This is a genomic window from Chryseobacterium cupriresistens, from assembly GCF_046614675.1.
Taxonomy (GTDB): Bacteria; Bacteroidota; Bacteroidia; order Flavobacteriales; family Weeksellaceae; genus Chryseobacterium; species Chryseobacterium cupriresistens.
Map to the genome: position 1 here is coordinate 237,594 of NZ_JBKKJT010000005.1, position 20,830 is coordinate 258,423.

Annotated in this window: 18 protein-coding genes; 9 read left to right on the forward strand and 9 right to left on the reverse strand. The window is 37.4% G+C overall.

From position 1 onward, the window contains the following. Window positions 1-20: 20 nt before the first annotated feature. Together ACLI50_RS15555 and ACLI50_RS15560 are read right to left on the reverse strand one after the other, a co-directional pair. A complete protein-coding gene (locus ACLI50_RS15555) occupies window positions 21-911 on the reverse strand; it encodes a hypothetical protein (RefSeq protein WP_395972217.1) in 891 nt (296 codons plus the stop codon). A 29-nt stretch (window positions 912-940) separates the two neighbouring features. Beyond that, window positions 941-2,188: a DUF445 domain-containing protein gene (locus tag ACLI50_RS15560; protein WP_411414178.1), complete on the reverse strand. Its 1,248-nt coding sequence runs from the start codon at window positions 2,186-2,188 to the stop codon at window positions 941-943. Between the two features lie 142 nt (window positions 2,189-2,330). On the opposite strand from ACLI50_RS15560, the gene msrB reads away from it, so the two are divergent. Next, window positions 2,331-2,777: a peptide-methionine (R)-S-oxide reductase MsrB gene (gene msrB, locus ACLI50_RS15565; protein WP_238349664.1), complete on the forward strand. Its 447-nt coding sequence runs from the start codon at window positions 2,331-2,333 to the stop codon at window positions 2,775-2,777. Between the two features lie 127 nt (window positions 2,778-2,904). Beyond that, complete coding sequence (locus ACLI50_RS15570) at window positions 2,905-3,660, forward strand: murein L,D-transpeptidase catalytic domain family protein (protein ID WP_411414179.1); 756 nt, start codon at window positions 2,905-2,907, stop codon at window positions 3,658-3,660. Between the two features lie 29 nt (window positions 3,661-3,689). Here the strand turns inward: ACLI50_RS15570 and ACLI50_RS15575 are convergent, their stop codons facing one another. Continuing rightward, window positions 3,690-5,063: a HAMP domain-containing sensor histidine kinase gene (locus ACLI50_RS15575; RefSeq protein WP_202841809.1), complete on the reverse strand. Its 1,374-nt coding sequence runs from the start codon at window positions 5,061-5,063 to the stop codon at window positions 3,690-3,692. Next, entirely contained in the window at window positions 5,060-5,746 is a 687-nt protein-coding gene (locus ACLI50_RS15580; RefSeq protein ID WP_202841808.1) for a response regulator transcription factor, read from the reverse strand. The genes ACLI50_RS15575 and ACLI50_RS15580 overlap by 4 nt, the downstream gene beginning before the upstream one ends. A 237-nt stretch (window positions 5,747-5,983) precedes the next feature. On the opposite strand from ACLI50_RS15580, the gene ACLI50_RS15585 reads away from it, so the two are divergent. From ACLI50_RS15585 to ACLI50_RS15595, 3 genes are read left to right on the forward strand one after another with little or no spacing between them, the layout of a single operon-like run. Beyond that, entirely contained in the window at window positions 5,984-7,312 is a 1,329-nt protein-coding gene (locus ACLI50_RS15585) for a porin (protein WP_202841807.1), read from the forward strand. Window positions 7,313-7,323: 11 nt separating this feature from the next. Further along, window positions 7,324-7,743 (forward strand): Dabb family protein, encoded by a 420-nt coding sequence (locus tag ACLI50_RS15590; protein ID WP_181397926.1) that lies wholly within the window; start codon window positions 7,324-7,326, stop codon window positions 7,741-7,743. A gap of 21 nt (window positions 7,744-7,764) precedes the next feature. Further along, window positions 7,765-8,244, forward strand: coding sequence for a cupin domain-containing protein (locus tag ACLI50_RS15595; RefSeq protein ID WP_227941155.1), 480 nt, complete (start codon window positions 7,765-7,767; stop codon window positions 8,242-8,244). A 138-nt stretch (window positions 8,245-8,382) separates the two neighbouring features. Here the strand turns inward: ACLI50_RS15595 and fabF are convergent, their stop codons facing one another. From fabF to ACLI50_RS15620, 5 genes are all read right to left on the reverse strand, one after another. Next, the gene (fabF, locus tag ACLI50_RS15600) at window positions 8,383-9,624 is read right to left on the reverse strand and encodes a beta-ketoacyl-ACP synthase II (protein WP_110008354.1); all 1,242 of its coding nucleotides are present in this window, start codon (window positions 9,622-9,624) and stop codon (window positions 8,383-8,385) included. 202 nt (window positions 9,625-9,826) lie between these two features. Next, window positions 9,827-11,095, reverse strand: coding sequence for an acetyl-CoA C-acetyltransferase (locus ACLI50_RS15605; RefSeq protein ID WP_110008355.1), 1,269 nt, complete (start codon window positions 11,093-11,095; stop codon window positions 9,827-9,829). Between the two features lie 10 nt (window positions 11,096-11,105). After that, complete coding sequence (locus ACLI50_RS15610) at window positions 11,106-11,711, reverse strand: TetR/AcrR family transcriptional regulator (RefSeq protein WP_110008356.1); 606 nt, start codon at window positions 11,709-11,711, stop codon at window positions 11,106-11,108. Between the two features lie 179 nt (window positions 11,712-11,890). Next, on the reverse strand, window positions 11,891-12,310 hold the full coding sequence (locus tag ACLI50_RS15615; protein WP_002982623.1) for an OsmC family protein: 420 nt from the start codon (window positions 12,308-12,310) through the stop codon (window positions 11,891-11,893). An 88-nt stretch (window positions 12,311-12,398) separates the two neighbouring features. Then, window positions 12,399-13,265 carry a helix-turn-helix domain-containing protein gene (locus tag ACLI50_RS15620; protein WP_411414180.1) on the reverse strand — a complete coding sequence of 289 codons (867 nt, stop codon included), beginning with the start codon at window positions 13,263-13,265 and terminating at the stop codon, window positions 12,399-12,401. A 201-nt stretch (window positions 13,266-13,466) separates the two neighbouring features. On the opposite strand from ACLI50_RS15620, the gene ACLI50_RS15625 reads away from it, so the two are divergent. The 4 genes from ACLI50_RS15625 (at window position 13,467) to ACLI50_RS15640 (ending at window position 20,814) form a co-directional block, all read left to right on the forward strand. Continuing rightward, complete coding sequence (locus ACLI50_RS15625) at window positions 13,467-14,345, forward strand: AraC family transcriptional regulator (protein WP_202841803.1); 879 nt, start codon at window positions 13,467-13,469, stop codon at window positions 14,343-14,345. Between the two features lie 386 nt (window positions 14,346-14,731). After that, window positions 14,732-17,698 (forward strand): SusC/RagA family TonB-linked outer membrane protein, encoded by a 2,967-nt coding sequence (locus tag ACLI50_RS15630; protein ID WP_411414181.1) that lies wholly within the window; start codon window positions 14,732-14,734, stop codon window positions 17,696-17,698. A 17-nt stretch (window positions 17,699-17,715) separates the two neighbouring features. Next, window positions 17,716-19,341, forward strand: a complete 1,626-nt coding sequence (locus tag ACLI50_RS15635) for a SusD/RagB family nutrient-binding outer membrane lipoprotein (protein WP_202841800.1) — start codon at window positions 17,716-17,718, stop codon at window positions 19,339-19,341. A gap of 171 nt (window positions 19,342-19,512) precedes the next feature. Beyond that, window positions 19,513-20,814, forward strand: coding sequence for an MFS transporter (locus ACLI50_RS15640; protein ID WP_411414182.1), 1,302 nt, complete (start codon window positions 19,513-19,515; stop codon window positions 20,812-20,814). The last annotated feature ends 16 nt before the right edge of the window (window positions 20,815-20,830 follow it).

Here is a 20,830-nt window from a genome sequence, read left to right on the forward strand (position 1 = left end):
AGTTGATATGACTCTCTTTTTTATTTTGACTTTACAACAGATGCGTTTTTAATATTTACTGTAAGCGTATGGGGCGGAGTGCTTTCGGTTTTCCCTATTTTATAGATAATCGTTTGTTTGTCTTTGGATTTCGTTTTGGTAACGTCATATATATTTTCGCGGCAGCTCTCAGTCAGGAATTCTTCATAGTTTTTATAATTCCAGTCTTTTGTAAAGTAAAGAACACGGTAGCCTTTCTCTCCATTGCTTGCCCCGCATTGCCCGCAGGCATTAAAATTTGATATTTCCTCAAAATACAGTAAAATCCTGTTCCCATTTTCTCCTGAGGAATAGGAAATTAGCTCGTTTCCGCCTGCTTTATTGATGAAATCATAGGTATTGATTTTCTTATTATTGGGTAAATACAGATAATTGTTGAGACGGTAGATCATCATATTGCCTGTAAACAATTTTGCAGGCTGAGCTTTTCCATCCAGATAAAAATGTCCTGGAACAGGGTTGGTATTCAGGCTGCTATTTTCAAATACAATAGATTCCTTTGGGGCTAATTTCTGGGCTATTTCATCCGTCTTTTCCACTTTCTGAAGAGAAGTGATCTGCTCTTTCAAAAGCTTCGAATTCTGTTTTTGTTTCGTCCCAAAATTATACAGCGACAAATTTCCATAATAGTCATATATTCCGGTAAGCGGGATTTTCTTTTTGTATTTGTCATAATAATACCATCCATCCACATAATGCTGGTATTGATCACAATCGACAATGCCAGTGTAGCTAAGTTCAACAGTAATTGGTATTCCTCCGATTTCTCCTGTAAAAGTCTGGGAAGAATCTGTTACTTTCTTTAATTCAACTTTTTGACCGATAAAAAAAGTGAGGAAAAAGAAAAAGAAGACACTGAAAATTTTTTTCATGGTTGAGTTGTCGTGGATTTTAGTTTTTTTTAAATGAAGAAGTGTGCGATGGTATAGATAATCAGTCCTACCAAACCTCCTACCAGCGTTCCGTTGACCCGGATAAACTGTAGGTCTTTCCCTACTTCCAGTTCCAGTTTTTCACTGAGCTCTTTTCCTTGCCAGTTCCCAACGGTAGTACTGATGAGGTTTCCGAATTGATGAGTGTTTTTCAGAATGTATTTATAAGCTGTCACCCGAACCCAATGGTCAATTTTATTCTGAAGGTTTTCATCTGTTTTTAAATTCCGGGCAAACTCATTCAAATTTTTAGTAAGATAGTTTTTCAAAGCCGAGTTTTCCTCCTCCTGAAGTTCTTTCATCAACGTTTTTTTAATGGAAACCCAGATATCATTGGAATATTCATCCAGTTTATCATTTTTGAGAAGACCGTTTTTAATCGTTTTAAATTCTTCATCCCATTTCGGATCTTCTTTCAGATCAACGGAAAATTCATGAATCTTCTGAGTGATCAATGCTCTTACTTCATGCTGAGGATCTTCTTCTATTTCTTTGAAAAAATCAGAAAGTCCGTCGGCAATTTTATCAGCAATTTTGTTATCTACAAAAGATGGAATGAACGAATAACTGCCTTTTTTTACTCTCTCCTGGATCATTTCATCGTTTTCAATGATGTATTCTTTGATCTGTTTTGAAAGATTGGTGATGATTCTCTGGTGATCATTTTTTTCCAGTATATAACCGATTCCGTTTCCTACTACTTTATTAAGCTTGACATCATCTGTCATTTCAGAAACCTTTTTGCTGATAAACTGGCTTACCGTAGAATCATCCAGTTTATTGAGAATATCAAGAACAATATCCGAAAGGTTTTTAATCAAAATGTCCTGGCTTTTTTCCTTGGCCAGCCATTCTCCCACAAAATTGGATACTTTAAGCTTTTGGATGTAAGGGCGGATATTCTGAGGTGAAAGGAAGTTTCCCACCACGAAATTTCCAAGGTTGTCTCCCAGTCTCTGCTTACTGTTTTCAATCAGGTTGGTATGGGGAATAGGAAGCCCGAGAGGATGCCGGAATAAGGCCGTTACCGCAAACCAGTCCGCAAGCGCACCCACCATAGCGGCTTCAGCAAAGGCCCGGACATAGCCAATCCAGTGAGAGTTATCAGACTTCTGTAAAATAGTGGTAACAATGAAAATAACAGCCATCAGGATAAATAATCCGGTGGCAAATGCTTTATATTTTCTAAGTTGTTTTCTTTTTGCTTCGTCATTCATATTCTCAAATTTACTAAATTTGGTTATGAAACCATTCGTGGTTAAAGAATTAAAATTTACTATGAAATTTTTAATTTCAATAACCCTATTAATTATTCTGCAGGCATGTACGCAGAAATATGAACCTATTAAAAAAACTCCTATGGAAAATACACAAGCAAAAAGCAATCCATACTACTCCAGAACAGATACTTCAAAACTCAATGTTTCCAATGAAGAATGGAAAAAAATCCTTGCTCCGGATCTATACGCAATAGCCAGAGAAGCGGCAACAGAAAGAGCTTTTACAGGAAAATATAACGAATTTGATGAGGTAGGAGAATATTATTGTGCGGTATGTGGAAATCATCTGTTCCGTTCGACATCAAAATTTTCCAGCAGCTGCGGCTGGCCGAGTTTCTTTGAAGCTGATAAAGAAGGAGTCTATTATGTAAGAGATCAGTCGTACGGTATGGATAGAGTAGAGGTACTTTGTAAAAGATGTGATTCCCATCTGGGACATGTTTTTGATGACGGTCCGAAGCCTACAGGATTAAGATATTGTATGAATTCTATAAGTCTGGAATTTGTTCCGGATTCTCAAAAATAACCACTTTAATTCACAAAATCAGGACGTTAAAGTTTCTTAAATAGCGTTAAACTTTGTAGAGTTATAACCCCTTGGTAATTATGTTTTTATAATTTTGCCCCACTAATTTGGATTTATATAGTATTGAATGAAAGGATTTTATAGCGTATTAGGCCTTGTTTACATGGTGACGACTTCATTCTACATTTCCCCAAAAGTGGTGGCGAAAAGTGAGAATGTGAAAACAACGAAAACTGAAAAAGTAGCTGAAACGAAATCTGAGAAGAACACTGCAGCAGTGTCTTCATCAGAAGCACTGTACCAATCTATTGCATTTGAGCCGGGGCATGAACTGAATTATGATGTGTTCTCAAAAGCATTGACTGGCTATGAAAATTTAAAAAAAGCAGGATTGCTTACCCAGGACTCGCATTTATTAACTATCTGCGATTTTTCTATGTCTTCTAACACAAAAAGACTTTGGATCATTGACCTTGAAGACAAAAAAGTTCTGTTCAACTCTCTAGTAGCACACGGAAAAAATACCGGTGAAGAATTTGCGACGAATTTTTCTAACAGGGAAAGTTCGCTGCAGAGCAGCCTGGGATTTTATATCACGGATGCAACCTATCAGGGTGATAACGGATACTCTCTGAAATTATTGGGAATGGATAAGGGCTTTAATGATGCTGCATACAGAAGAGCAATTGTAATGCATGGTGCGGATTATGTAAGTGATGCATTTGCTGCGATGCACAAAAGAATCGGAAGAAGCTGGGGATGCCCTGCCGTCCCAAGAGAACTGACACAATCTATAATCAATACGATTAAAGGCAAAAACTGTCTGTTCATCTATTATCCTGATCAGAATTATCTTTCTTCCTCAGAATGGTTGAAAGCATAAATTAAAAAGCAGTCATTTTTGACTGCTTTTTAATTTTTGGAGGGAAATTCTACAGTAAATACACTTCCTTTGGATACTTCAGAATTGATAGTCAATTTTCCTTCATGTATTTCTACAATTCTTTTTACAATGGAAAGACCGATTCCGTTTCCTTTTTCGAAGCTCTTATTGGAACCGCGGTAAAAAAGATCAAAAATTTTTGAAAGATCCTTTTCTGAAATACCGATCCCATGATCAATAAAATGAATTTTGATATGTTCCTGTTGGGTTTCTATCTCGATATGACAGCTTTTGTCTGCCGAATATTTACAGGCATTCTCTATTAAGTTGGAAAAAGCAACCTGCAGCAGGTAAGGGTTGCCATAAAAATCATAATTGTTTTCATCATCATCTGAGGCATTGCTCATATAATTGATCCCGATTTTGTAACTGGCATTTTTCTGCAGCAATGCAAGCTTGGCTTCTGCCAAAATCTCATCCAGACGTAGATTGGTAAAACTTATTTGTGATACATCATAGCTGGCTCTGGCAAAATCCAAAAGAGCAGAAGATAGTTCCGAAGCATCATTCGCATCCTGCAGAGCATTATCAATAGAAAGCTTATAGTCATCCAAGGTAACGTTAAGTTCCTTGGCAAGCTCAAGTTCTGCAATTAAGGTAGAAAGAGGTGTCCGGAACTCATGGGAAATAGTGGTGACGAATTGCTTATGATTGTTGAAGGATTTTTCAAGTCTGTTGAAGGTAGAATTAAAAGTTTCCGTTAGTTCATAAATCTCATCTTTTGCTTTGGGAATATCCAGCCGTTTATTAAGGTTGTGCTCTGAAATATCACGGATCTGGAGAATGATATCCTTTAAAGGCTTAAGCGTATAATAGGAAAAAAGAAATCCTATAATAAAAATGATAACAATGGAGCTGATGTAGATGATGATAATATCTTTTTTAAACTCAGAAATATGGGCTTTTCCCGTAACATCTACTGCACTTCCAATGATATAATATTTTTCTCCGTTGGATGGAAACTGCATGGCAATATACTGACGGTCACCCTGCTGCCAGAATATTCTGTTTTTATGGGACCGGCTAATTTTGTCCAGATATTTTTCATTGCTTTTGAGAGGAGGAATATCTGTGAAGGTAAGCTCTTTTTTGCTGTTATAGACACTGATGTCTGCTTCATTCAGAAGTTTTTGGTTACGCCGGTGAAGTTCACGGATTTTTTCATCACTGATTCTGGCATCAAATATAAATTCTGAACGCCAGATCACTTTGTATCCCAGCCGGTCATTGAATTCATCTTCTCTGTTTTTTTCAGAAACAAAATAAAGAACGTAGGCAAACAAAAATAGGATGCCTGCCGTAAGGATGGAATAAATGAGTGCTGTTCGGGTTGCTATTTTCATAATTGTGAAGCAAAAATAAATCCTACTCCGGGTTTGGTATGAATCAGTTTATGATCAAAATTTTTATCAATCTTTTTCCGTAAATATGCAATATAGACATCAATATAATTGGTCCCTGTGTCGAAATGATTCCCCCATACATTTTCTGCAATTTCTTCACGGGTAAGAATTCTTTCGGCATTGCTTACCAGAAATACCAGGAGTTTAAATTCTTTGGGAGTAAGTTCTATTTCCGCTCCATTTCTGAAAACCCTGTTAAATTTCTTATCAATTTTCAGGTCATAATATTCCAGATCGTTCAGATAGGCTTCTTTATTTTTAATTGATCTTCTCTGCAGAATGGCTTTGATTCTCACATAGAGCTCCCTAATCTCAAAAGGTTTCACCATATAGTCATCTGCCCCGGCGTCAAATCCTTCAATTTTTTCATCAATCGTTCCAAGAGCGGTAAGCATGATGATGGGGAGGTCAGGATATTGCTGTTTGATCAGTTTGCACAGATCAATACCACTCATTTTCGGGAGCATAATATCCGTAATGGCCAGATCAAATGTTATTTTATTCAGCAGGACAATTGCATCTTCTGCATCTTCCGAAATATAAACCTGATATTGCTGGCTTTCCAGCCCTCTTTTCAAAAGGCTTGAAACGCGTGAATTATCTTCTACAATTAAAATTTTCATAAAGAAATACGATGAATAAGGGTGTTGGTTTTCAAACGTTTTTTTGATTTTAAAAGCCGGACTTTCATTTATTCCCAAAGCACTGTACAAAGGTATTTTATATTTTTCTTTTATCAGAAAACATTCCCCCTTTTAATAGTTTTCTATAAGGTTTCTAATAGATTTCTAATACCTGTCGGCCTTTTAGCAATCTAATTTTGTCCCGTTGAAATCAACAAAAGATAAGAATAGAAAAATATGAAGACTACCTCTTTCAAAACAGCAATTGCGTTGTTTTCCTTATTAGGACTTATGGGGAAATTAGAAGCCCAGAAAAAAAATGATTTTAATAATCCCGGATTGACTCATTATTTCAATGAAGATCACTCAAGATATATTTCCTTTAGCGGATATGCAGAATTGTGGGCCAGATATACCCAGCTTAACCCTGGAAGCCTTGTCAATAACGAAGCAAAATCAGACCTGTCTGACCTTTCGCTTAGAAGGGTTCGTGTAAAAATGACTTATAAGCCAACAGAAAAGCTGATGTTTGTATTGCAGGGTGGAACTACCAACGTGAATGTCAATGCAAAAGGAAGTAACTATTTTGACCTTTTGGATGCTTATGCTGAATACGCTTTTAATGATAAAATTGCTTTTGGGGCAGGACGTTCTACATGGCGCGGCCTTTCAAGATTTACTACAGGACCTTTGAATACGCTGTTATACGACCTGCCAGCTTATGCAACCTCCAATGCGGGAGCAACAGATTATACCGTAAGGGAATTGAGTGCCTATATTAAAGGACAGCTCGGAAGATTTGATTATCGTCTGGTACTGGCTGATCCTTATACCATGGCAACTTCTGATCCGAAACTGAATGTAGCTTCCTTTAGTAAAAACTCCCCAGGAAAAGACTTCTCAGGATATTTCAGATATGCTTTTTTGGACAAGGAAAATATTTCCACTCCCTTTAATGCAGGAACTTATGTAGGGAAGAAGAATGTACTGAGTCTGGGAGCCGGGTTTGATTATATTCACAATGCATTATGGCATCTGGATTCCGGTAAAAATACAGTGAATGATGATATGAAAAGCTTTGCAGTAGATTTATTTTATGATGCACCACTGAATAAAGAAAAAGGAACGTCAATAAGCGCTTATGGGATGGCGATGCATAACGACTACGGACCCAATTATATCCGGTATGTAGGTACCAATAATCCTGCGACTTCTGTAGATGTTACACAAGCGAGTCTGAATGGAGCAGGAAATGCAATGCCTGTTATCGGAACCGGAAATACATATTATGTACAACTTGGAGGAACCCTGCCTTATCTGGACAAAGAAAAGAAAAGTCTTCAGCTTCAGCCTGCCGTAGGAATGCAGCTGTCAGATCTGAAAGGACTTCATGATAATGCTGTGATCTATGATGCAGGAATATCTCTGCTGATGAACGGAATGTCTTCCCGTTTAACCTTTGACGCTCAGAACAGACCTGTTTACACCAATGACCCTTCAAACAATGCCGTAGTTTCTGATCGGAAATGGCAGTTTGTCCTTAAATACAGAATAGATTTTAATTAAAATAAATGACAATGGAAAGAAGAAAATTTTTATTTCGCTCAGTCCAGGCTTCTGCTTTGCTGCTGATCTCAGGAAATATGTTTGCCTCTGCTTTACCCATGTTTAATCCTAAAAAAAAGAAAAAAGTGTACTTCCATTATTTGTTGTTCTGGCTTAGAAAAGACCTTTCCGGGCCTGAAGTAAAAGAGTTTGAAAATTTTTTTGAAGGCCTTAAAAAGCTTCCTTATCAGAAGAATCTCCGTTACGGAAAGCCGGCAGCTTCCAGCCCGAGAAGCGTTTTAGACAGCACATTTACTTATAATGCTTCTATGGAATTCGATAGTCTGGAAGAGCTTGAAGCGTATGGGAAACTTCCTGAACATCTTGCTTTGGTTCAGAAATATAAACCATTCTTTGACAGAATGCTGGTTTACGATACTGTTTATAATTAAAAATAAAAATTTAAATTTATAATGAAAAACATCATTAAGGGCTTAAGCCTTGTTTTAGTAGTAAGTACTGTAGGATTTATGAATGCACAACATAAAAAACACAACCATGTGAGCGTTACTGCGGAGAGCTCCACTGAGTTTATTCCTGCCATAAGATTAATTAATAATCCTGACGGCTCATGCTCTTTTGAGAAAGGGAAAATACCTACTCTTAAACATATGAATACCACAACATTCTGGATGAGCAATAAAACGGAGGAGTGGGAAAAAAATGCACATCCGGCTCCCAGAAGACAATATGTGATTACCATCAAGGGCAATATACGATTTAAAGTAACAGATGGTTCTACTTTTATGATTAAACCGGGAGTAGTTCTTCTTGCAGAAGACCTTAAAGGAACCGGCCACAGCTGGGATATGGTGAAAAGCAAAGAATGGGAGAGACTCTATATTCCGATTGCTGAAAATGCCGATGATTTTTTTATCCCGGATGCTCAATAGTTACAAGTCAATCTCTTTATAAGGGGTATATAATTCGTTATGTTTGAAGCAGTCAGTTTTGGCTGCTTTTTAAATTTTAAAATAAATAAAAAATCCCTGCATGGTTCTCATACAGGGATTTTCAATTATTTAATCTGATTAGCTGAATTTCTTAAATACTACAGTGGCATTATGTCCTCCGAATCCAAAGGCATTACTCAACGCAAAATTGATGTTCTTTTCTTTCGCTTCTCCGAAAACGATATTGATATCCTTAGGAATACTTTCATCAATATTGTGAAGATTAATCGTTGGAGGAATAATTCCATTCTGAATCGCTTTGATTGAAAGAATGGCTTCCACCGCTCCTGCAGCACCCAATAAGTGGCCGGTCATGGATTTTGTGGCACTGATATCAAGGTTTTTACTTCCCTTAAATGCTTTATTGATGGCTGTTAATTCAACCATATCTCCTAATGGAGTGGAAGTAGCATGAGGGTTAATATAATCAATATCTTCCATATTGGCTCCTGCTTCTTTCACTGCCAGCTGCATTGCTTTTATAGCTCCAACGCCATCAGGATGAGGTGCTGTCATGTGGTAAGCGTCTGCAGTCATGGCGGCTCCTGCTAATTCTGCATAAATTTTTGCTCCTCTGGCAACAGCATGTTCATATTCTTCAAGCACCAGGGCTCCTGCACCTTCACCCATTACAAATCCGTCTCTGTCTGCATCGTAAGGTCGGCTGGCCGTTGTAAAATCATCATTTCTTGTCGACATGGCCTTCATAATAGAGAACCCTCCGATAGAAGCCGGAGTGATAGCTGCTTCAGAACCACCGCTGATGATTACTTTGGCTTTTCCCAAACGGATATAATTGAAGGCATCCATCAATGCCGTATTTCCTGTAGCACAGGCAGAAACTGTTGTATAATTGATTCCCTGAAGACCATATTTCATAGAAATCATTCCCGAAGCCATATTGGCGATAAACTTCGGTACAAAGAAAGGATTGAAACGTGGCGTTCCATCTCCAGCAGCGAAATCCATTACTTCTTTTTCAAAAGTCCACATTCCGCCCTGTCCTGTTCCCCAGATGACTCCTGTGTCGAAGGGATCCATTTTTTCAAGCTCCAGACCTGAATCCTGAATCGCTTCCGCAGAAGCATACATGGCATATTGTGTAAACAGGTCACTTCTCTTGATTTCGTTATGATTCAGATATACTTTTGGATCAAAGCCTTTTACCTCACAGGCAAAATGTACTTTAAATTTTTCCGTATCGAAATGGGTAATGAGTCCTGCTCCGCTGACTCCTTTAATACTGTTTTGCCAAAAATCTTCAACATTATTTCCCAAAGGTGTCACAGCACCTAATCCTGTAATGACAACTCTCTTCATATGTAGTTACTATTTTTTAATAGATTAGACTTTCATAAGATAAACCCTGTTTATCCCATGTTTTATTTTAATTACTTCTTTTATCAGCTAATTTTTGCACTGCAATATTATCAATTTTCTTTCTCTGCAGACGAATAATCAATCATATTATTTACTGCATAATAAAAGAATCTGCTCTTTTGAATATAGGATGAGGCTTTTATTACTTTTCCAAAATCATCGTTACTCCCTGTCCACGGGCTGCACAAATGGATATAAACCCTTTCCCACTGCCTTTTTCATGAAGTAATTTTGCCAGTGTTGCGATAATTCTTCCTCCGGTTGCAGCAAAAGGATGGGCGGCTGCAAGGCTTCCTCCTTTTACATTCAGTTTATTTCTGTCTATTGTTCCCAGCGCTTTTTCCAATCCGAACTTTTTGGCCAGCTCATCATTTTCCCAGATTTTTATGGTAGCCAGGACCTGTGCTGCAAATGCTTCATGAATTTCGTAGTAATCAAAGTCTGACAAATTCATACCTGCTTTTTTAAGCATTCTCTCTGCTGCAAAAACAGGAGCTAGAAGTAAATCCTGTTTATTTTCAACATATTCTATTCCTGCCAGCTCTGAAAAAGTGATATAAGCTAAGACGGGAAGATTATTGGCTATCGCCCATTCTTCGCTGGCCAGCAAAACTGCAGAAGCACCATCTGTAAAAGGAGTTGAATTTCCTGCCGTTAAGGTTCCGTTTTGCTTGTCAAAAGCAGGTTTCAGCTGCGATAATTTTTCAATACTGCTGTCACGTCTCAGATTATTATCTTTATCCAGCCCAAAAGCTGGAGTGATCATATCATCAAAAAATCCCTCATCATAAGCTTTTGCCATGTTCTGATGGCTTTTTAATGCCAGTTGATCTTGTTCTTCTCTTGGTATATTGTAATATTGGGCAGTAATTTCTGTATGTTCACCCATCACAAGACCTGTTTTGGGTTCCTGCCCTTTATAAGGAATGGGCATCCAGTCTTTCAGCTTCGGGCTTAGCAGTTGTTTTATTTTTCCAAACGCTGATTTCTCTTTATTGGCTTTGAGCATGGCTTTTCTTAACCTTGGTGAAGACTCAAATGGAATATTGCTCATGGCTTCCACACCGCATGCAATACCACAGTCTATCTGACCCAGGGCAATTTTATTCCCAATATAAACAGCTGCTTCAATTCCTGTATCACATGCCTGCTGAAGATCACAGGCAGGAGTAGCGGGATCCAGCGTTGTATTCATCACCGTTTCCCTGATGAGGTTGCTTTCGGAAATATGTTTAATGACTGCGCCGCCGGCAACCTCTCCGAGTCGTTTTCCTTTTAAGTGATAACGGTCTATTAATCCGTTCAGAGAAGCAAGCAGAAGATCCTGATTTCCCTGCTCTGAATAAGCGGTATTCATTCTGGCAAAAGGAATTCTGTTGTATCCTACAATAGCCACTTTTTTTGTTTCCATATGGTGTAATTTATGATGGAAGAATATTGAGTTCATGATCAATCATTTGGGCAACCTTATCCAAGGCATGGTTGAGATAACTTTGATCTCCCATTGTTTTTGAAAGCAGAATTCCACCTTCAATAAGCATGATGAACAGGGAAGCATATTGCTCAGCATTGATTTTTTGATCAATTTCACCTTTATTTTGGCCCTCAGCGATAGTAGTTGATATTTTGGTCATCCATTGTGTAAAAGACCTTTTCACCTGAGTTTTTAAAGCAGGAAATGAATCATCAGCTTCCGTAGCAGCATTCATCAGCGGACATCCGCCGTTGGCAAAGACAAACGTCCAGTTTTTTCGGTAAAAATCTATAAATGCATGGAGCTTATCCAATGACGTAGGGAATTCATTGCCAAAGGAGCGGCTGAGGGTTTTACTCAACACGGCGGCATTGTATTTATAAACCTCAATGGCTACTTCATCCTTGTTTTCAAAATTTCCATAAATGCTGCCTTTCGTCAATCCGGTTGCTTGGGTAATGTCTGACAGCGATGTGGAAATATAACCCTTGGTATTAAAAAGAGTTGCTGTTTTCTCAATGATATGCTGTTTTGTTTTTTCTGCCTTTGACATTATAAATGTTTAAATATGATGCAAATATACAAAAATATACCACTCGGTATATTTTATTGAGGACGAATAATTAATTTGAATGTTTTGGATTTAAGTTTTGGCTGAAGCCAATGGATTTTTTTTAAATTAAAAAAACGGACTTTTAGCCCGTTTCTATTGATATTGAATGAATACTTAAATTAGTTTTCCAAAGTAGCATTCAAAGTAATTTCAAAGTTGAATGCGGCGCTTACAGGGCATCCTTCTTCTGCAATTTTCGCAAATTTCTGGAATTCCTCTTCTGAGATTCCCGGCACTTTAGCGGTTAATGTCAATTCAGATTTTGTAATCTTACCAATATTGGGATCGAGGGTAATGACAGAAGTCGTCTTTAATTCTTCAGGATTATAACCTGCCTGAGATAATTCTGCATCCAGTTTCATCGTGAAGCATCCTGCATGGGCTGCTGCCAGTAATTCTTCGGGGTTGGTACCTACACCATCCGCAAAACGGCTGTTGAAAGAATATTGAGTCTGGTTTAAAGTTGTACTCTGAGTCGTTAAATGTCCTTTTCCTTCTTTAATAGTACCGTTCCAAACGGCTGTTGCGTTACGTCTCATAATGTTTGTTTTTTTGTATTTAGTATTGTTTGATTTTGATGTTACAAAGGTATGTCTGCGATAAGGATCTTTCAATAGATAAAATGACTTAAATATTGTACTTTTTTCCCGTAGAGTAATTTTTTTTAAAATTTGCGGGAGTGCTTCCTGTTTTATTGGTGAAAAGACGGTTGAAATAAGCCGGATCTTCATATCCGAGATCATAGGCAATTTCTTTTACAGGTTTATCCGTATAGAATAGTAATCTTTTTGCTTCTAATAAAATTCTGTTAATGATAAACTGGTTGGGAGACTCCAGCTTTAAGTTTTTAAATTTATGAGTTAAAGTTTTTGGAGCAATGTGAAGAAGTTCTGCATAATCTGCGACATTATGTTTTTCTCTGAAATGAATTTCCAGGTGTCTGCTGAAATCCCGGAAAATATCAAGTTCGCTGCCAGGAATTCTGATGGTATCATTGTCTAAGTTTTGTTTCTTCCATTTGCGGGTAGCCCGTATGATGATCTGTTTTACATACGTTCTGATCATTTCCTCTGCAGAAGAATCTCTCCATTCAAGTTCATCCTGGATATTCTGGAACAAACTTTTTATAAGAATGGCTTCTGAGTTGTCAAGTTCCACAAAAGGAATTTCAAATACATTATGAAAAAGAAGCCCGTCACACGCCACTTCCTTATCATGGATCTGGATACAGTAGAAATCTCTGTTATAAAAAAGAAGGATTGATTCGTCCTGTCCTTTTTGTATGCTTAGATGCTGGTTGGTCAGAAAAAACAGAGAGGGTTTCTTTGTTCTATAATGATTAAAGTCTACCGTAAGCTCATATCCGGGAGGAATAAAAAACACCTTGATATCAGTTTTGAAATGATTTCCGTTGAAGTTTTCCAGATTTTCTTCTGAAAATACTTCCAGTCCGAGTCTTTTATAGTGGTCTTCAAAAATAAGCTGTTGCGGCATCCTTTAACTTTAGTTTAAAGATACAAAAAAGCATGATTTGATCCGTATTAAATTATCCAACCTATGATTTCTTATGTTTGATATATAAAATTGAAATAAAAATAAATTGGAAATATGTTTTTACATTGATATTATTTTATCATTTTTACAAAGATTTGTATTGTAACCTAAAAGTATTAACTTTTTTTCATAACTGCCTGTATGAGCGAATTAGAAAATATTCTGAGAGAAATAACTCCACTATCTCCTGAGGATAGTTTTCTCGTGTTTGACAGGATTAAGGCCTCATTTGACTTTCCATATCATTACCACCCGGAAATAGAAATCAATTTTGTTTATAAGGGGAAGGGCTACAAAAGAATGGTGGGAGATCATACCGGAGAGATCGGAAATATAGAATTGGTGTTGGTAGGTCCAAATTTACCGCATTGCTGGGCTAATTACAGATGTAAGAACAGAAAGACCCACGAAATTACCATACAATTCAATCAGGATTTCTTTAATCAGTCACTGATGGAGAAAAATATCCTGAAACCTATCAATAATCTTATGAAAGATTCCATCCGGGGAATTCTTTTTTCTACAGAAACTGCCGAGAAACTAAAAGATTCGTTTCTCAATCTTTCAAAGATGAACAGCTTTGAATCTTTCATAGAAATTATGAAGATTCTGAATGAACTGGCTGTGGCAGAGGATAAAACACTTTTATCTTCGTATAGTATTGAACTTGAAACTTTCGCAGATAATGATAAAATGAAAGTGGTTCATGATTTTGTCCATAAAAATTTTGAAAACAAAATTACACTGGATAATGCAGCATCATTGGTGAATATGAGCAATGTGACGTTCAATAGGTTTATTAAAAAAAGAACAGGAAAAACCTTTATCAATTATCTTAACGAGATAAGAATCAGCTATGCTGCACGCTGGTTGATGGAAAAGAATCTGACTGTTTTTGAAATTGCTTTTGAGGCTGGCTTTAATAATATCGCCAACTTTAATAAAGTATTTAAGTCGATCAAAAAGACAACTCCAACCGAATTTAGAGAACAGTTCAAAGGAGTTAAAAAGATTGAATAATACGTTTTAAAAATTTATTTTTTCTTTTTAACATACTATTTTTTGCACTAAAATTCTGTGCAAAAATCTTCTTTTATTTTGTCAGAATATCAGAATAAATCCTCTTTTTTTTAATGTTTGGAGAGTGTTGTATTATGTTGATATATAGGGTTTTAATGTCTTTTAAAATTAATTGCTGAAAAAATAATATCGTTTTATGATAAAATAGTATTATATCAGACTGGTTACAAAATTTAGATTTGTGAATGTGAATTAAATCTTAACAAAACTTTAAATAATTTAATACATAAACGGCAAAATTTTGCTGAAAGAACAATAATTTTTTTTGTATTAAAAAATAAAGTAATGTCATTGATTCTCAATTAAATCTAACGAATCTATACCTTATGAGAAAAGCAGTTATACCCGTTCTGTTTGTTTTTTCACTCACTGCGAATGCACAGGAGAAAAAAACAGCCGATACTACGAAGACAACCAGTATTGAGGAGGTCGTGGTCACCTCTTTGGGGATAAAAAGGCAGGCCCGCTCTTTGACGTATTCCAGTCAGCAGATTGGCGGGGATGAGCTTACAGAAGTGAAAACTCCCAATCTATTAAATTCGATCAACGGAAAAGTTTCCAATGTGCAGATCAACAGAACCAATGGTGTAGGTAGCTCCGTAAGGGTGGTCATGAGAGGAGATAAGTCTGTCAACAGTGCACAGCCACTGTATGTGATTGATGGTATTCCCATTATCAACGGAACAGGAAAATCAGCAGATATCGGACAGTATTCCAATATGCCGGATCCGGGGGATGTATTGAGCTCCATCAATCCTGATGATATTGAAAGCATCAACTTCCTGAAAGGAGCTTCTGCTTCTGCATTGTACGGTTCTGCCGGAGGTAATGGGGCTATCCTGATTACAACTAAAAAAGGACGTGCAGGGAAAAGTTCAATTACTTACAGCTCCAGCCTTACAGTGGACAGGGCTTATAGTCTTCCAAAACTACAGCACAGTTATCTATCTTATGACCCTTCTGTATCGGGATCACAGCCGGGACAGTCAGTAGAAAGCTGGGGCGCAAAAGGATCTTCTAAAGATTATCTTAAAGACTTCCTTCAGACAGGAACAACTTGGGTAAATAGCCTTTCTTTCCAGTCAGGAAATGAGAGATCAACAAGTTATTTCTCAATCGGAAATACCACCAACAAAGGAGTGGTTCCCATGTCTTATTTTGATCAGTATAACGTTTCTTTCAGAAATTCAAGTAAGTTTCTGGATGATAAGTTAACATTAGATGCCAACTTCATCGGTTCATTACAGGAAAGTAAGAACAGACAGACTCCCGGAGCATCTTTTTCTCCCTTGACGAGTTTGTACTGGTTGCCAAGAGGAGTAGATTTTGATCAGTATGGTCCAGATAATTACACTTATTTAAATAAAGAAAGATTTTTACCTGCTCAAAACTGGTGGGAGGTTAATCCGGATGGAAGTTTTAAAGGAAACCCACCAACACAGAACCCTTATTGGATTTTAAACCGTAATCCGGTTACTGTAAGCAATAAAAATACCTATGGAGCGCTTTCATTATCTTACCAGATCAATCCTTGGTTAACGGCAAGAGTGAGAGGAAATTATAGCTGGAATATTTCAGACAGTCAGCGTGATATTGCTGCTTTTTCAGCACCTACTTTACTGGCTGTTAAGGAAGGAATTAATGGAAGAATTCTTAAGAATACCTATGAAAACTCTTCAACATATGGGGACGTGTTGCTTATCGGTAGTCCTAAAATTAGTGAGTCTTTCTCTTTAGATTTTACGTTAGGAGGAAGTATCAATACAACAAGAAATAAAATAGGACAAATTGATAACGCATATCTGACAAACCCTAACCTTTTCACTGTGAGTAATCTTGAATGGGGTAAAAAAAGATCCCCTGGTGATGGATATCATAATATCTATACCAATATGAAGAAGCAGGTACAATCTGTATTTGCAAGTGCTACAGTAGGGTATAAAAATATGTTTTATGTGGACATGACTTTTAGAAATGACTGGGATTCCAGTCTGGCCTTAACAGGGAGAACGGGATTTGACTATGAATCTGTAGGAGCTAATGCTGTGTTATCTTCTGTTTTCAAACTTCCGGAAGTCATTAGTTTCTGGAAAGTAAGAGGATCTTATGCAACGGTAGGATTAGGGTTGCCTACCAATATTTCCAATGCTATGATTGAATATAATAAAGGATATACTGTTGGTGTAGATGCGGGAACACTTGTGTTTCCAAAGAGTTCATTCATTACTGATCCTAAGTATAAAGACCTGTTTCCGAAACCTGAATTTAATAAAACTTTTGAAGTTGGAACAGAGCTAAGGATGTTTAGTAATAAATTAAGTTTTGATATTACTTACTACAACTCCAATACGAGTAATCAATTGTTAGAGACAAAAATCGATTCTTATTTCGGAGGAATAGCTCCTGGATCATATTATATCAATGCAGGAAAAATCCGAAATACAGGTTTTGAATCTTCATTGTCATATAAGGTCTTCAGTTCAGAAAAATTTGGATGGACAACTACATTAAATGCTTCTGCCAATAAAAACAAAATTGTTGAATTGTTTCCACCAAGCTTACCTATATCAGAAAACCAACTTTTCTCATTAACAGGTGGAGGGGAATACACCAAACTGAAATTAGGAGGATCTTTTGGTGATCTTTATGGAATCAAGTTCAAAAGAGATGATCAGGGACGTATTTTAGTAAATGAGAAAGGGATCCCTTTAGCAGAAGGTACTCCTTCTTATCTGGGTAATCCGAACCCTAAGTTTATTATGGGATTCAATAACTCCTTTAACATTGGTAAGCTGGGAATCTCTTTCCTTATTGATGGTAAATTTGGAGGGAAGGTACTTTCCCTTACAGAAAAAGCAAACGATATCTACGGAGTGAGTCAGTCTACAGCTGATGCAAGAGATGCAGGCGGAGTATCTATTCCAAATGCTGTATATGCACCCGGAACTCCAAATGCAGGTCAGGCTTACACAGGTTTAACCAATGCAAAAGATTATTATAAAGCAGTAGGAACAACAGAAGGGTTTGGAAAAGGTATTGATGAAGCCTATCTGTACAGTGCTACAACAATACGTTTACGCCAGGCTTCCATTTCATATACTTTCGATATTCAATCTAAATATATGAGAAACGCAACCGTAAGCTTAGTAGGAACCAACTTATTTTTCTTCTACAAGAAAGCACCGTTTGATCCTGAGCAAGTATCAGGGAATACACCTGGTGGAGTTGGGGTAGATTCATTCGGATTACCGGTTACCCGATCTATTGGATTATCATTAAAAGCTAACTTCTAACTTTTACAATTAAAGAAATGAAAATCAATCATATAAAAATATTGGCATTCGGAGCTGTACTATTGTTTTCTGCTTCAGGATGTACTAATGACTTTGAACAGTATAATCAGGAAAAGGCGGGAGGTCCTGAAAATTTTTACGCCGATTTTATCGCTGTTGTTGATCCGATGAAATCCATGCAAAGAGGATTACAGTCAGATTATCAGCTTTATCCTAACCTGAGTGCAGATATGTACAGTGGAATGTTCAGTACCGCAACACCATTTAATGGCGGGGTAAATAATCTTACTTATTCGATGATGGACGGATGGAATAACAGAATCATTGCCAGACAACAGGATATTTTCAATTACTCCCTTATCATCGATAATACGGCTAAGGAAATCTATAAAGGTGTAGATTTTACAGGAACATTTGCTGTTAAAAAAATTCTGAAAGTTATTACGGCAGCAAGAGTTTCAGACAGTCACGGCCCGGTAGTCTACAGCAAATATGAAAAGCCCAATCCGAATGGAGTTACAGATTTTGATTCTCAACAGGAAGCTTACAATTATTTTATTGCTGATCTTAGCGCAGCTATTAACGATTTGCAGAAAGTAATTGCCATGCCAGCGACACAGAACGTAGAAGATAAATCGGCATTGAAAAAAGCAGATTTAGTATACGGCGGAAATATGGCGCAATGGGCAAAATTTGCCAATTCATTAAAGCTGAGGTTAGCCATGAGAATGAGCTATGCTGATCCTGCGAAATCTAAACAATATGCAGAAGAAGCATTGGCTTCACCTGCAGGATTGATTACGGATAATGCGGACAATGCGTTGATCAGTGTAGGACAGTCAGAATTGAGTTTTATCATCTATTCATGGGGAGATTGTTTAATTGGTGCGCCATTGATGGCTTATATGAACGGATATAATGACCCAAGACTTCCTGCCTATGCTATTCCTGCATCTGATCCAAGCTTACAGGGAAAATATATAGGAATCCGCCAGGGAATAGATTTATTAAATGGTAAATCAACGTACGGAGGGTTCTCACAGCCACAGGCAAAATCTGCCAGCGGAGATTATTTTTCCGGTACCGATGGTAAAATGAAATTATTCACCGCTGCAGAAACATGGTTCCTTAGAGCTGAAGCTGCTTTGAGAGGATATGCAGGAGCAGGAGATATTCAAACCAACTATACAACCGGAGTTCAGCAGTCTTTCGGAGAATGGGGGAAAAGTGCTAGTGTTGCTGCTTATCTTGCCGATAATACTTCTACTGAAGCACCTTATATTGATCCGAAAAATGCAGACAATAACGTACTTGTTGGAAACCCTCAGTTAAGTACCATTACGATTGCATGGAATAACGGTGATACCAACGAAAGAAAATTAGAAAGAATTATTACCCAAAAATGGCTATCCCTTTATCCAAACGGACCGGAAGCATGGGCTGAGCAGAGAAGAACAGGTTATCCGGTTCTTTTCAAGGTAAGAAAGAATGACAGCGGCGGAGCCATCAGTACAGAAGCAATGATAAGGAGAATTCCTTTTACTATTGATACCAAAACATCATTATATAATTACCAGCAAGCTGCTCAAATGCTGAACGGTCCTGATACCGGAGGAACAAAGCTTTGGTGGGATAAGAAATAAAAAATATTCAGAATCACTCATCAGTAAAGAGACATCTCAAGATCAGATTTATTTGATACATTCATTGAGGCGGGAGAATAGAGTAGAATCTCCAAAAAATTTATAGTTTCGTTTTTTTAGCCTGAATGTATTTTTGAGATGTTCTCTTTTATTTAGAATCTTATTTTAAATATGGGAAAAAACAACTCCGGAACCCGTCGGATTCAGCCGATTCTTTGGATTTCAACATTATATTTTGCAATGGGAGTGCCCTTTGTAACCATTAATGCGGTTTCAGGAATCATGTATAAAGATATGGGGGTTTCGGACTCGCAGATTACTTTCTGGACTGCCCTTATCATGTTCTCCTGGACATTAAAACCTCTTTGGAGCCCGTTTCTGGAGATCTATAAAACCAAAAAATTCTTCGTTGTTTTTACTCAGTTTGCGATAGGAATTTTGTTTGCATTAGTGGCCTTAAGCCTGCCAATGCATGATTTTTTCAAATACAGTATTGCCCTTTTTGCGATAGTTGCATTTTGCGGAGCTACCCATGATGTGGTAGCAGACGGAACGTATATTGGGTTTTTGACCAATAAAGAGCAGGCAAAGTATATTGGATGGCAAGGTGCTTTTTACAACCTGGCGAAGATTATCAGCAGTGGAGCACTCGTTTATTTTGCCGGGGTTTTAGAAAAGACAAAAGGCGTAACCCATGCCTGGATGATCATTATGGTGATCTATGCATTGTTGTTTTTTGTATTGGGAGTTTATCACTATTTCATTCTGCCGAAAGAAAACAAGGAAGAAAATAAAGAAGAGAAAACGGCTGGAAACGTTCGTCAGGAACTATTGGAAGTGATTACTTCTTTCTTCACCAAAAAGAAAATTCTGTGGTGTATCCTCTTCATTATACTATATCGTTTTGCAGAAGGATTTGCCATCAAAATTGCGCCTTTATTTTTTAAAGCTCCAAGAACGTCGGGAGGATTAGGGTTATCTACTTCAGATATCGGACTTATTTACGGAACATACGGTTCGGCAGCATTTATCTTAGGATCCGTACTGGCAGGATATTTTATCTCAGTCCGCGGATTGAAAAGATCTCTGATATGGCTATGCTGTGCATTCAATATTCCATTTGTGGTCTATGCATTACTGGCTTATTATCAGCCGGCAGATCTTTTACCGGTAGGAATTGCGGTGGTAGTGGAATATTTCGGTTACGGATTTGGTTTTGTGGGGCTTATGCTCTACATGATGCAGCAGATTGCACCCGGAAAACACAAAACGGCACATTACGCATTTGCAACAGGGATTATGAATCTTGGCGTAATGATTCCCGGAATGTTCAGTGGAATGATCAGTGACTGGATCGGATACAAAATGTTCTTTATCTGGGTACTGATTGCTACCATTCCTGCATTTTTGGCCACTGTATTCGTTCCTTTCCCTTACCCTGAAAATCAGAAAGAACAACAAATCAATTCATAATAATAAAAAAATAAAA

Bases quoted from the DNA above. Each gene is read 5' to 3' on its own strand.
- ACLI50_RS15555 (WP_395972217.1), bottom strand. From the start codon at position 911: ATGAAAAAAATTTTCAGTGTCTTCTTTTTCTTTTTCCTCACTTTTTTT.
- ACLI50_RS15560 (WP_411414178.1), bottom strand. From the start codon at position 2,188: ATGAATGACGAAGCAAAAAGAAAACAACTTAGAAAATATAAAGCATTT.
- msrB (WP_238349664.1), top strand. From the start codon at position 2,331: ATGGAAAATACACAAGCAAAAAGCAATCCATACTACTCCAGAACAGAT.
- ACLI50_RS15570 (WP_411414179.1), top strand. From the start codon at position 2,905: ATGAAAGGATTTTATAGCGTATTAGGCCTTGTTTACATGGTGACGACT.
- ACLI50_RS15575 (WP_202841809.1), bottom strand. From the start codon at position 5,063: ATGAAAATAGCAACCCGAACAGCACTCATTTATTCCATCCTTACGGCA.
- ACLI50_RS15580 (WP_202841808.1), bottom strand. From the start codon at position 5,746: ATGAAAATTTTAATTGTAGAAGATAATTCACGCGTTTCAAGCCTTTTG.
- ACLI50_RS15585 (WP_202841807.1), top strand. From the start codon at position 5,984: ATGAAGACTACCTCTTTCAAAACAGCAATTGCGTTGTTTTCCTTATTA.
- ACLI50_RS15590 (WP_181397926.1), top strand. From the start codon at position 7,324: ATGGAAAGAAGAAAATTTTTATTTCGCTCAGTCCAGGCTTCTGCTTTG.
- ACLI50_RS15595 (WP_227941155.1), top strand. From the start codon at position 7,765: ATGAAAAACATCATTAAGGGCTTAAGCCTTGTTTTAGTAGTAAGTACT.
- fabF (WP_110008354.1), bottom strand. From the start codon at position 9,624: ATGAAGAGAGTTGTCATTACAGGATTAGGTGCTGTGACACCTTTGGGA.
- ACLI50_RS15605 (WP_110008355.1), bottom strand. From the start codon at position 11,095: ATGGAAACAAAAAAAGTGGCTATTGTAGGATACAACAGAATTCCTTTT.
- ACLI50_RS15610 (WP_110008356.1), bottom strand. From the start codon at position 11,711: ATGTCAAAGGCAGAAAAAACAAAACAGCATATCATTGAGAAAACAGCA.
- ACLI50_RS15615 (WP_002982623.1), bottom strand. From the start codon at position 12,310: ATGAGACGTAACGCAACAGCCGTTTGGAACGGTACTATTAAAGAAGGA.
- ACLI50_RS15620 (WP_411414180.1), bottom strand. From the start codon at position 13,265: ATGCCGCAACAGCTTATTTTTGAAGACCACTATAAAAGACTCGGACTG.
- ACLI50_RS15625 (WP_202841803.1), top strand. From the start codon at position 13,467: ATGAGCGAATTAGAAAATATTCTGAGAGAAATAACTCCACTATCTCCT.
- ACLI50_RS15630 (WP_411414181.1), top strand. From the start codon at position 14,732: ATGAGAAAAGCAGTTATACCCGTTCTGTTTGTTTTTTCACTCACTGCG.
- ACLI50_RS15635 (WP_202841800.1), top strand. From the start codon at position 17,716: ATGAAAATCAATCATATAAAAATATTGGCATTCGGAGCTGTACTATTG.
- ACLI50_RS15640 (WP_411414182.1), top strand. From the start codon at position 19,513: ATGGGAAAAAACAACTCCGGAACCCGTCGGATTCAGCCGATTCTTTGG.